At 48.1% G+C, this 12,281-nt stretch carries 10 protein-coding genes; 3 read left to right on the forward strand and 7 right to left on the reverse strand.

Features of this window, described 5'->3' with window-relative positions:
• Positions 1-18: 18 nt before the first annotated feature.
• The 3 genes from recA to E2R66_RS10280 form a co-directional block, all read right to left on the reverse strand.
• Positions 19-1,026, reverse strand: coding sequence for a recombinase RecA (gene recA, locus E2R66_RS10270; RefSeq protein WP_133229174.1), 1,008 nt, complete (start codon positions 1,024-1,026; stop codon positions 19-21).
• Between the two features lie 137 nt (positions 1,027-1,163).
• On the reverse strand, positions 1,164-1,922 hold the full coding sequence (nth, locus tag E2R66_RS10275; RefSeq protein ID WP_133229172.1) for an endonuclease III: 759 nt from the start codon (positions 1,920-1,922) through the stop codon (positions 1,164-1,166).
• Positions 1,923-2,124: 202 nt separating this feature from the next.
• Entirely contained in the window at positions 2,125-2,322 is a 198-nt protein-coding gene (locus E2R66_RS10280; RefSeq protein WP_133229170.1) for a hypothetical protein, read from the reverse strand.
• A 265-nt stretch (positions 2,323-2,587) separates the two neighbouring features.
• Here E2R66_RS10280 and E2R66_RS10285 point away from each other — a divergent pair, with 265 nt between their 5' ends.
• Positions 2,588-3,646 (forward strand): proline iminopeptidase-family hydrolase, encoded by a 1,059-nt coding sequence (locus E2R66_RS10285; protein ID WP_133229168.1) that lies wholly within the window; start codon positions 2,588-2,590, stop codon positions 3,644-3,646.
• Positions 3,647-3,750: 104 nt separating this feature from the next.
• Here E2R66_RS10285 and E2R66_RS10290 read toward each other — a convergent pair whose 3' ends face one another.
• Together E2R66_RS10290 and E2R66_RS10295 are read right to left on the reverse strand one after the other, a co-directional pair.
• Entirely contained in the window at positions 3,751-6,309 is a 2,559-nt protein-coding gene (locus tag E2R66_RS10290; protein WP_133229166.1) for a family 20 glycosylhydrolase, read from the reverse strand.
• A gap of 83 nt (positions 6,310-6,392) precedes the next feature.
• Positions 6,393-7,316 (reverse strand): cobalamin-binding protein, encoded by a 924-nt coding sequence (locus tag E2R66_RS10295; protein ID WP_133229164.1) that lies wholly within the window; start codon positions 7,314-7,316, stop codon positions 6,393-6,395.
• A gap of 378 nt (positions 7,317-7,694) precedes the next feature.
• Here E2R66_RS10295 and E2R66_RS10300 point away from each other — a divergent pair, with 378 nt between their 5' ends.
• Together E2R66_RS10300 and E2R66_RS10305 are read left to right on the forward strand one after the other, a co-directional pair.
• Positions 7,695-8,321, forward strand: a complete 627-nt coding sequence (locus E2R66_RS10300; RefSeq protein ID WP_133229162.1) for a LysE family translocator — start codon at positions 7,695-7,697, stop codon at positions 8,319-8,321.
• Between the two features lie 19 nt (positions 8,322-8,340).
• Positions 8,341-8,754: a hypothetical protein gene (locus tag E2R66_RS10305; RefSeq protein ID WP_133229160.1), complete on the forward strand. Its 414-nt coding sequence runs from the start codon at positions 8,341-8,343 to the stop codon at positions 8,752-8,754.
• A gap of 9 nt (positions 8,755-8,763) precedes the next feature.
• Here E2R66_RS10305 and E2R66_RS10310 read toward each other — a convergent pair whose 3' ends face one another.
• Together E2R66_RS10310 and E2R66_RS10315 are read right to left on the reverse strand one after the other, a co-directional pair.
• Positions 8,764-9,825 carry a DUF2157 domain-containing protein gene (locus E2R66_RS10310; RefSeq protein WP_133229158.1) on the reverse strand — a complete coding sequence of 354 codons (1,062 nt, stop codon included), beginning with the start codon at positions 9,823-9,825 and terminating at the stop codon, positions 8,764-8,766.
• A gap of 299 nt (positions 9,826-10,124) precedes the next feature.
• Positions 10,125-12,194: a TonB-dependent receptor gene (locus E2R66_RS10315; protein WP_133229156.1), complete on the reverse strand. Its 2,070-nt coding sequence runs from the start codon at positions 12,192-12,194 to the stop codon at positions 10,125-10,127.
• Positions 12,195-12,281 lie beyond the last annotated feature (87 nt).

The following is a 12,281-nucleotide window of genomic DNA, read 5'->3' on the forward strand; positions in this document are numbered from 1 at the left end:
TAATCGGTGCGATCCCAATTATGCTTCCGCAAGGCTATCGCCGGTTACAGTGGCTTTTATCTTCTTTTCCAGTTCGTCCATCAACTCGGGGTTATCCAATATCAATTGTTTAACAGCATCGCGGCCTTGGCCCAGGCGGGTATCGCCATAGCTAAACCATGAACCTGCTTTTTTGATGATATTGTACTCTACGCCCAGGTCGATGATTTCGCCGGCTTTGGAGATACCTTCACCAAACATAATATCAAACTCGGCTATACGGAATGGTGGAGCCACTTTATTCTTAACGATTTTTACCTTAACGCGGTTACCCGATACCTCGTCGCTGTCTTTTATCTGCGATATACGGCGCACATCCAAACGTACCGAAGCGTAGAACTTCAAAGCGTTACCGCCTGTCGTGGTTTCCGGGTTACCGAACATTACGCCAATTTTATCGCGCAACTGGTTGATGAATATACAGCAGCAACCGGTTTTGCTAATGGTACCAGTCAGCTTACGTAAGGCTTGCGACATTAAACGTGCATGGAGGCCCATCTTCGAGTCGCCCATTTCACCTTCAATTTCGGCCTTTGGTACTAACGCCGCAACAGAGTCGATAACCAGGATATCGATAGCGCCCGAGCGGATGAGGTTATCGGCAATTTCCAATGCCTGCTCGCCGTTATCCGGCTGAGAGATGAGCAGGTTCTCTACGTCCACACCCAATTTCTTGGCATAAAACCTGTCGAAAGCATGCTCCGCATCTATAAATGCAGCAATGCCGCCTTTTTTCTGCGATTCGGCAATGGCATGTATGGCAAGTGTTGTTTTACCCGATGATTCCGGGCCGTAGATTTCTATCACCCGGCCTTTTGGTAAACCGCCTACGCCTAAGGCAATATCCAGGCCTATGGAGCCGGTTGATATTACTTCTGTCGGCTCTATGGCTTGCTCGCCCAGCTTCATGATCGTACCTTTTCCGTATGATTTTTCCAGCTTATCTAAGGTAAGCTGTAGTGCCTTCATTTTATCTGTATTGCTCATCTCTTTTTTTTTCGTGGAACAAATATAAAAAGTGTTTTCGGTATTTGCTAATAATTTTAGTAAATATTTATTATTATTTCTGCTTCAATGAAGCGTGTGGTACTGCCGCATGAATTTACCCCAAGGCATCCGTCCTATCAAATATCTTTATCAACACTGCGCTTCTTCAATTCCTTGCTTATGGCGTTCAGGGCTTTCTTCTTTTTAGCATCCTTTACCTTTTTCAATTTCAGGGCTTCGGCTTTCAATAGCGCGGTTTCGGTATTGTGTTGCGCATAGTATTTGCAGAACCAGGTTAGGGGGCAAATGTCGCATTTCGGGCTGCGGGCCACGCATATATACCGCCCATGCAATATCAGCCAGTGATGTGCTATGGCCAGTGTGTTTTCGGGCAGGTTTTTTACCAGTTGCTTTTCCACTGCCAGGGGCGTGCTGGCACGCACTAATCCCAGGCGGTTAGCCACCCTAAACACGTGCGTATCCACCGCAATTGCCGGCGCATCGAACACTACCGAGGCGATTACATTAGCCGTTTTGCGGCCTACGCCCGGCATCATCTGCAATTCGTCCAGCCCCGAAGGTACCACGCCGCCGAAATTTTCCATCAGTATCTTGCCCATGCCAGCCAGGTGTTTGGCTTTGTTATTAGGATAGCTTACGCTGCGGATGTAGGTGAAAATCTCGTCGGCATCCGAAGCAGCTAGCGAGGCGGCATCGGGGAAGCGTTCGAAAAGTTTTGGTGTTACCTGGTTAATGCGCTTATCGGTACATTGGGCAGATAAAATTACAGCCACCAGTAGTTGGTAAGGGTTTTCGTAATGCAGTTCGGTAACCGCATCGGGCTGGTTCTTTGAAAAGTATTCTACAAAATGGCGGTAGCGTTCGGTTTTTAACATGGTTTTTTAGTCCATGGTCGATTGTCTATAGACCATAGTTTTACATTACAATAATCCCTATTTAACGGGATATATGGAAATGAATATTGCCATGGACTATCGACTATGGACCATGGACTTAAACTAGAAAGGTTCATAAATCCAACCATCGGCCTTGCCAATAAGTAGGATTCATGAACCAGTGTCGGGGGGGGGGCGGTGCTTAGCGCAAGCTCTTTGAATAATCAAGGATGTGGTGGATGGTTTGCAGCTTTGGCTTCTTTTTAAGAAGGTTCAGCTCGGCATGGATAGAGTGATAGAATATCACTGAGTCCGCGTCCAGATTTTCCATTGTTCCTGATTCTTTCATCTGAGCTTTGTTAGTGACCGCGTAAAAATTTGTTGTAAAGGTTTCACCCATAAGCTATCTGTTTTTTTATTTAGAAAGATAACGATTGTTAAACACGATTATTTTATAAAGATGAAAATTAAATGAAATTTTTTTCGTCTTCTTAACCTCCTGATAATGTTTGGCTAAAGCGACACTCATTGTGTTGGTCCGACGCAGGTAAATCCGGCTCCATTACCGGTCGCATCGCCACATAAAAAAGTACATGCAAAGGCCTTTGTGCTATTCGCGATAGCATATTTTTATTTAGCTTTAAGGCAAAATCAGCTTCCCCATCATGAAATTAAGAACCCTTATCCTTTCAGCGGTAATTATTGTTGCTGCATGCGTATCTGCCTGTGTTAGTCCCGCTGCGAAACCCTACGAGACCCCGGCTTTAGGTGATTATTTTAAAGACACCACCTCGGGCGTTAAAACCGGCGGCGTTGAAATGGTAACTATCAATACACCCAAAGGCAAGTTTAGGGTATGGACTAAAAAACTGGGTAACAGCCCCACCATGAAATTGCTGCTGCTGAACGGCGGCCCGGGTGCCACGCACGAATATTTCGAATGCATGGAAAGCTTTTTGCCGGCAAAAGGCATAGAACTAATTTATTACGATCAGTTGGGTTGCGGCAACTCCGATAACCCGAAAGATACCTCCATGTGGGATCTGCCCCGCTATGTGGAAGAGGTGGAGCAGGTGCGCCAGGCTCTGCATTTGGATAAGGATAATTTTTATCTGCTTGGCCACTCCTGGGGCGGCATTTTAGCTACCGAATATGCGCTGAAGTACCAGGCACATCTCAAAGGCCTGATCATCTCTAACATGATGGTGAGCTGCCCCGATTACGGCAAATATTCTGAAGTGCTGGCTAAACAAATGGACCCGAAAGTATTGTCCCAGATACGCGATATCGAAGCCAAAAGAGATTTTGCCAACCCTAATTATATGGGTTTACTACAACCCAATTTTTACGAAAAACACATCCTGCGGATGCCAAGTGCCGAATGGCCCGAGCCGGTGACCCGTTCGCTAGGCAAAACCAATCAATCCTTATACGTAACCATGCAGGGCCCAAGCGAATTCGGCATTGCAGGCAAACTGACTACCTGGGACCGCAAAAAAGAGATAAAGGGCTTAGCTGTACCAACCTTAAGCATCGGTGGCGAATACGATACCATGGACCCGAAACACATGGCCTGGATAGCCACACAGGTGCAGAACGGCAGTTACCTTTATTGCAAGAACGGCAGCCACATGAGCATGTACGACGACCAGCAGACCTATATGCGTGGTTTATCCAGATTCATCACCGGCGTAAACAACGGCTTGAAGAAGGTGGAGCTGTAGAGAGTCCATAGTCGATAGTCCATGGACCATGGTAGATTGTCGCTGGTTCGATAAACCATAGTCCATAGCAGTTTTTATTTTTGCTATGGACTATGGTCTATTGACTAAAGTACAGGTTTCTGCTCGAAAGCAGGCCCCTCGGCAGTGTTACCACCACGCCCCTTGTCATCGAATGCGCGGAATTTTACGGTTCCTTTCGCGTCGATAGGATTGGTGTAAACCTTGCTTTTAGCCGTTGGTTCGCTACCATCAGTGGTGTAGCGGATGGTTAAGCCCGGGTATTGGATACTGCTTTGGTATTTGCCGTCCTGAACAATTACACCTGGCTTAGGTATCCTGAAGCTGTAGCCGCCGTTGTAATAAGCCAAACGCGGCAGTTCGCGTTTGCCCAATATATTCAGGAATTTGCTCCAATCCTGGTTATACAGTTCCCTTGCTTTGGCGGTATCTCGTTCCATGGCCCATGCCGGGTCTTTCGCCCAGGCGCGTTCGGCCAAACCGATTAGTTTTGGGAAGATCATGTAATCCATCCGGTCGGCGGTTTTAACGGTTTCTGTCCATAAGGCACCTTGCAGGCCTATAATGTTGCCCTTGCCATAATCGGTAAGGCGCTGTTTGCCTACAAACAGATTGCGGTTTATAGGAATGCCGTTTTTATCTACATCGGCATTTTTAAAGTAATCGTAGGGGATAAAAGAGAAGAACTTATCGATGCCCAAAAACGCGCCCCAGTAGTAACCCGGCTCGTCGAAGGACTTGTAGTTAGCCATATCGAAGTACAGGTTGGTAACGCAGGTAAGCACTACCTTGTAGCCGCCGTTAGCCAGCTTATAGGCCAGGTCTTCCTGCCCGTCGCCCAGTACGTTGTTCCAAACATCTACCTGCATACCCTCGCCCACAAATTGGGGGTTGGGTACGTAGGTGCCCTGCCCGTCTACCAGGGTTTTGCGCAGGGCCATTTCTTCCCAGCCGGAGAGTTTGATGTTGCGTTTTTTGAGGATATCGTTTACGCGGCCGTAGAAGTAGTACCACAGGTCGCCGGTACTTTGTATCTCTGGGTGGGTAGCTTTCAGGGCAAGGTAGGCGGGCGATTTTTCCCAAACGTGGGCGGGCACTTCATCACCGCCAAAGTGGATGGCAGGCAGAGGAGCGTTGGCATCTTTGTAGATGTTCACCAAATCGCCTACTACGGTTTCAATATAGGTATAGGTTGCCGGTAGCGATACGTCTATTACATTATCGTTCCAGTACTGAACCGAGCGGTAATCGGATTTATCGTTCAAATCGCGCAGTAGGTAACGTTCTGCGCCAGGTTTATCGCCGGCAGCCAGCAAACGCTCGTAACGCACATCCATCGCTTTGATAGACGCGCGGGCGTGACCGGGGGTTTCTATCTCAGGAATTACGGTCACATGGCGCTCGGTGGCGTATTTCAGTATCTCGATATAATCGGCCCGGGTATAAAAGCCGGTACCGGCGGTATTGCTAAAATCGGGACCAGAGCCATGCGAGGCGGGGAGGTTGGTTTTGCTATCCAGCGTGTGGCCGCGCTTAGAGCCGATGGCCGTCAGTTCGGGCAGCGAGGGTATCTCTATGCGCCAGCCCTCATCATCGGTAAGGTGCAGGTGCAGGGTGTTTAGCTTATACACGGCCATCAGGTTGATTAGCTTCAAAACCTGCTGCTTGCTTTGGAAGTTACGTGCTACATCCAGCATTACGGCACGGTATGGGAAACGCGGTGCATCGCTCACCTCCAGGCAGGGCACGGTAATAGCGGCTTGTGGCTTTACCCATGGCGCTGCGCTGATAGCGGTTTTGAATGACTGGATGCCGTAGAACAAACCGGCGGGTGCAGCGGCGGTAATAGTCATGCCATCGGGTGTTATGCTGAGCTTGTATGCTTCGGCACCCAGGCTGGCATCCTTTTTAAAGCTGATTTTTTGGGTGGTTGACGTGCCCTTCAGTTTGCTGCCCAGCAGTTTTTCTATGCCGGTTATAAAGTAGCGTTTCTCGTTGTCGAAGAGTGGGTCGCTGATGATGCTGACCGCATTGGTGATGATGAAACTGCCCGCATTTTCCTGATAGCCTACCGGTGTAGGGATTATCTTTTGCAAATCGGCGGCGGGGATATCCAGTATGGTTTTGTTTTGGTTGTAGATAATTTCGGGGGTAATGAGACCCTGGTAAGTAGGGTTGAAGGGAGCCACCGTGAACCCGCCGAGTGCGTACCCTTTTGCAGGATCGGTATCCCAAACCAGGTAGGGGCCTTCTATGGCATCAGTAAAATTCACCACCGGCGATTCGCAAACGTATTCTATGCGACCGGTTTCGCCGGGTTTTATCTCCGCGAATTTAGCGTTGGGGGTGATGCTGTACAGGTCGCCGTTTACCTGGGCAATGGTGGCGTTGCCGCTGGCAGCCTCGGGCAGGAAATTACGCGAGGAGTTGAAGTAGAACTTCCATCCGCCTGCGGGCAAGCTGGTTTTGCCTTTGTTGGTGATTACAATGGCCGTAAGCGCTTGCTGCTTGTTCTTGAAGTTATTATCTACCACCTGCCATCTGATATATAAATCTTTGGCGTTGAACTTCGGCTCATCGCCGACAGCGGCTAAAGCATGTAGATGGGCAGCAGCAACAAGCAGCAGGATAATAATACGGCGCATATTTTTAATTATATGAGGTTGAGAACCGTAAATATAATCAAAATATCGATTTACGATGTTTGCTTAACTTTTTAAAATATTTTTTAAAGTGCGAATTTGATCCATCCCGAGCCCTCATTGCCGAAGATGAATTGTTTGGGGTGCAGTATCTCGGCCAGTATCTCTACCGAATCTACAATACGTGTACCGGGGCGGTTAAAGTATTGGTTGCCATCGGCTATGTAGATGCGGTTGTTTTTTACCGCCTTTAAATCGGCAAAGCCGGGTTGCTGTAGCAGGATATCGATCTCGCGCATGGTACGCTCGATCGAAAATCCGCAGGGCATCAGGATGATTACGTCCGGGTCGGCAGTTTGTATATCGGTCCAATTTACATACGGAGAGTGTTTACCTTGCTGCGCTAATACGGGTACGCCGCCGGCAATAGTCACCAGTTCGGGCACCCAATTACCCGATACCATCATCGGCTCCAGCCATTCTATACAGGCCACGGAAGGTTTGTTTTCCAGGAATTTCAACTTATGGCGGATGATATCTACCCGTTCCTGCAAATCCTCCACTAATCGCTCACCGACTTCGATAGCATCCAGCGCTGTGGCTACGGTACCGATGTCGTGAAAGATATCCTCCAGGCTATTCGGTTGCAGCGAAAGGATACGGGCGGGTTTATCCAGGTAATCTGTTAAGGCCTGCTCCACTTCGGGCAGGGAAACGGCGCATACTTCGCATTGCGCCTGAGTAATCACTACATCGGGCTGCAATTCTTTAATTACTTCGCGTTTTACGGTGTACACAGATAATGCATCCGCCAGCAGTTCTTTTACTTTGGTATCTATAGCGGCACTGCTCATGCCATCGGGGAAGTTGGCTTCAGAGCATACGGGCAGGGCTTTTACGGTTTCAGGGTAGTCGCATTCGTGCGAGCGGCCCACCAGGCTGCTTTCGAGGCCGAGGGCGCATACGATTTCGGTAGCGGCAGGTAACAGGGAAACTATTTTATGAGCCATTCTTTTCAGTTTGCACTTGGCAGTCTTCAGTTTACAGGAAACTGCCTTGCCAATATTTAAGCTGCAAATATGCGAAATTTATGCATGGCCGACCAGCACTTGCCCAGCGGCTTTTTACGGGTGTTCCACTTTTTTGCGTGGAACACTTATTTTTAAATTTATATTGATTGTCAGTGTTTTACATTTTTTTCTGGAACACTTTGGAACGCCCCTGTTGTTTAAGTAACGGATGTAATTGTCTTATATACAATATTTTGACTAAAATTGAAAAATTAATGCGGGTGTTCCGCTGTAAAACGCTTGTGTAAAGCTATTGCAGGATTTTACGGCCCTCGCCACCGGCTGCAAATGCCTGCTTAATTACTATCTTTACCGCCGATGATATTCCTAACCTTACTTGCCGGGGTAATAGCCAACTTTATAGGTTATATACCGCCGGGCAATATCAACCTTACGCTGGTACAGATCACCATAAACCGCGGCCTTAAGGAGGCGATGAAGTTTATCATTGCTTTCTCCTGCGTAGAATTTCTGTTCACTTATGTGGTAATGCTGGGCGCCAAATGGCTGTCGGAAGAGGTGCGCCTGGATACCATTATCGATTGGATAATGACGGTGTTATTCGGTACGCTGGCTGTAATTACCTGGCTCAACCGCAACAAGCCGCCCAAAACCACCTACTCGCAGCACGCCAGCATCAAATACGGCATATTGCTGGGCTTTATAAACCCCATGCAAATCCCCTTCTGGATGGTGACCGGCACCTACCTCATCACCCACGAATGGATAGACGATAAACCACTCGACCTCGTTTTCTTCAGCATCGGCTCGGCTGCAGGTGCTTTCATTGCGCTGTTCCTGTACGCCCGCTTTGCCCGCTTCCTGCAACGGAAATTTGAACTAAGTACCAAAATTATCGATACGGCCATTGCCATCCTGTTCTTCGGCTTTGCGCTGTACCATGTATTTAAGCAGATTTATCTGGTTTTTTTTAAGCATCATTAAGCTTATCGAGGGATGTGATATGAAAGCAGGATTTTTTTTAATAATCGCTATCATCTTGTTAGGGTGCAATTTTAAAAGCACTAATACCCCAATTAAAAACCCTAATTTGATTACACCCCGTGACAGTATTCTCTTAGGGGGGTGGACAACCTGCGAAAGTAAATCAGGTGACATGATGATTACCAGAAACTCATGCATCAAGTGGCTTTTTCAAGCAAACCATTGCGGTTTTGTGGGCTTGGAAAACGCCACCTTACACTTCGATTGGCGTGTGGCCGGCGATACGCTTTATATCAGGAACAAAATTGGAAATCTGTTTATTGAGAATGGCAAATATTCGGTCAAAGTACGCAAGAATGGTAATGACAGGATTGTTATAATTTCAGATACCACGCAGCGTCAAGAATATCTTCTTAGCGGCCCACCAAAATAGTTACTCTTCTTACTCTCCCTTCACAGCGCCGGTCTTTCTCCCCACATTCCATATCTTCTCCGCTTTGCGGCCAACCAGCCAGAAGGATAGGGCCAGGATGGAAAAGAACAGCGTTTTATTGGTGCCATCCCAAAAGTACTCGAAGTATTTGGTGTACAGGAAGATGATGAGGAACGTAATGCCGAACTCCCGCGCTATGGCATCTTTGTTTTTTAGGCCGTATAGCAGAAAGCCTCCGGCTACTACAGCCGAAATAATGCCCCAGTAAAACAGGTTGAGCTGCTTTATGCGCCACCAGGTATCCAGGCTGCCGTAATTACCGAATATGCTGAACAGCCAAAGCGACATAAACAGGTACAGCATACCCACCACATAGGTAAGTTCCCAAAAAAAGGCGAACCATTTTTGATTTTTGAGGATATGGCAGGCAGCAACCAGCAACAAGCCGAATAAGATGAAACGCAGCGGGTAATTCATGCCCAAGAAGTAGAGTGCCCAATTGGTTTGGTAACCCGTTTCGGTACCGAACCAGCTGCCGAGCGATACCAGCGCGAACAGCCAAATGAGCCGGGATTTCATGTGCCAGGCTAAAAAACCGTACACCAATACCGAAACCAGGAACAGCAACGAGTAGTGCCCCGAACCGTTATCGAAGGTTTTACCCAGGTAGGCTATGCAGCATGCAGTAGCAAAAACGCCCATGAAGATAATAGCCTCGTTGCTGAACACCGTTTGAGGGTACAGCTTTTCGCGGCGGCGACCGAGATAAAACAAGCCAACGGCAGCCAAAGCCGAAAGGATGCTGATAACGATATCCGGCGTATCATACAGCTTTTTAAGCCAGTTGATAACAGCATCATCCACAATTAGCGAACCAACGGCTACCGCGCCGCACAGCAAGGCCACCCAAAACGAGTATTTGGCCAGCCGCATCCAGTCGAACCCCTTTATTTCATAGGAATCGCGCAGTTGAGCAGCCTGTTCAGCATTTATTAAGTTGTCTTTTTCCCAGTGGGAGATGGTGCTGTTTAAAAATTCGCTTTCTTGTTTATCGAGGTTGAGTTTGGGCATAATGTACAGATGTGGCGCATCGCCCTAGGGCAAAAAAATCAGTTTAGAGATGTGTTATAAACCTGTGTCTAAAAAATCGCTCAGGATAAAATTGGCTTTGTGTTCTTTGTGTTTCTTCCTTTGTGGTAAAAATTAAACACAAAGGGCACTAAGGTTTTGCACAAAGTTCACAAAGATATATTGACCAAATTTTTATTTTTGCTTTTGACAGAGTCTCTTGGTTAATATTTTAAAGGTAAGGGATATTTTTTGCTTTTAGATAATACGCGGCGGTGGATTTTAAAAGTAAACGAAAGCCCTCATAAACTAATCCCCAATCCCGCATAATAACTCCTCGGTGCCGATGGGTTATAATAGCGACTGCCTATAGCATTCAAATCGTTGCCGAGGCTGTATTTTTCGTTCAGCAGGTTATCGGCTCCCGCGTAAATTTCCAGGCGTGTTTTGCCGATGGGGTGCTGCCACGATGCTTTGGCTTGTAGCAGGTTGTACTTGCCCGCGTAAACGGTATTTCCATCGGTAAGCGGTATTTTGGCGGTATAGTTGTGTTGTACGAATAACGAAAATCCCTGTGGGAACAAGGCTTGCAGGGACGACACCAGCACCTCGCCCGGTACACCCGTTAGCTTATTGCCCGAGTAATTGTTGCCCGCCACATTATAATCCCTGAATTTGAAACGGCTGATGCTTACAGAAGTATTGAACTGCAGGCCACGCAGGAACCGCACATTGTTTTGGCGGATGAGCCACCAGGTAAAGGCCAGTTCGGCACCCGGTTGCTTGGTGCCCCCGGCGTTGAGGTAGTACTCGGTTTCGTCGGGATTAAGCTGGCGCACAATGGCGTTGTTGATGCGGTAATAAAACACCGAGGCATCCAGCAGCAGGCTTTCATTGTGATTGCGTAGGCGGAACCCCGTTTCATAGTTCCAGCCGAATTGTGCCTGCAAGCCGGTATTGACGATATTGTTGGTGGGGCGTACCTCGGCAGTGGTTGGGGTAGAGTAGCCGCGACTAACCGATGCACGCCAGATAAAATCGTTGGTGATCTTGTAGCTCAGCGCCAGCCTCGGCATCAATTGCGGACTAAAATCACGGTCGGTAAAAGCTGCCTCGTTCAGCGGTGCGGTGTTCCTGAATGCGTAGTGGTAGTAGTTGAGGCTGAGCGCCGCTTCGGCATGCAGGCGTTTGTAGATATCTGCTGCGTAGCGCGCAAAAAAGAAATGCTGATTGGTGTTGATCTTATCAATCTTCTGCACATTGCCCTTTACGCCCTTGTTGTTATCGTAATTGCTGATGAGCGAATTGGTTTGCTGCCATTCCAGTCCAAGGTTAAGCTTGCCCTTATAATTCTCGCTGGCTTTACCCGCAAACTCAAAATAGCTGCGCAGGCCGTAGGTATCCTCGTTGCGCTGCTCGTAATTGGTAATGAAGGGGTTGGCAAAATCTACATGGTTGCCAAATACGGCCAGTACATTGCGTATGCCCGGTGCCAGCAGTGCATCATTGGTGATGCCGCCTAACAGTATTTTGGTATTGATGCGTATCTTTTGGTCGATAGCGCTGGGTAGCGTTTTGGTGGCCAGCCTCGCCGAGCGCGGGTCGGCCTGCATTTGGGCCATGGTGAGGCCGCCGGGTGTTTGGTAGTCGAGGTCGGAGTACAGCACCGTGCTGCGCAATTCGCTGGTTTTGGCATATTGCCAGGCATAGCCACCCTGCAGGTAGCTACGGTGCATGCGGCTGTTTTGGCGGTAACCATCGTAGTTTTGGTAAGATTGATTGAGGTTGAAACGGGAATTGTTGCTCATCTGCTGCAATGACACTTTCTGATGGAACAAACCGTACGAGCCACCGTTGATGCCTGCCGAAAGATAACTGCTATCGGTTTTATTTGCCGGGTTCAGCAGTACCACGCCGCCGCTGTTGGCGCCAAAGAGGCTGCCATCGGGGCCTTTCAATATCTCTATGTGGCGGATGTTGGCGATATCGATCGTATTCAGGTAGGTATTGCCGCCTGCATCGGTTAGCGGTATCTCGTCAAAATAAACCTTTACATCGCGCACGCCAAATGGCGAACGCAGCAGGCTGCCCCTGATAGATAATCGGTAACTACCCGGCGAGCGTTCCTCGGCCCTTACACCAGGCACGGTATTCAGGGCGGTAACAAAGGAATTATCGGGCTGTAGTTTTAGCTGCTTTGCGCTTAATACGCTTACCGAAGCGGGTACGCTCAACACGGGTTGCTCGCTCAGGTATCCTTTTACGGTAACAGTTTGCAATTGCCTGGTGGTATCGGCTTTGGGTTTGGTTTGAGCGATGGCGTGGACAGCTAATAGCGAAAAGACAATTACGGCAGAGTAGATTTTCTTCATATCGATGCAAAACAAAAATGAGGCAGTAGCATAAACCGGTTAGTAAAAACCATTCAAAAATAAAACTTGGCTTTGTGCTCCCTGTGG

Source organism: Mucilaginibacter psychrotolerans, from assembly GCF_004519315.1.
Taxonomy (GTDB): domain Bacteria; phylum Bacteroidota; class Bacteroidia; order Sphingobacteriales; family Sphingobacteriaceae; genus Mucilaginibacter; species Mucilaginibacter psychrotolerans.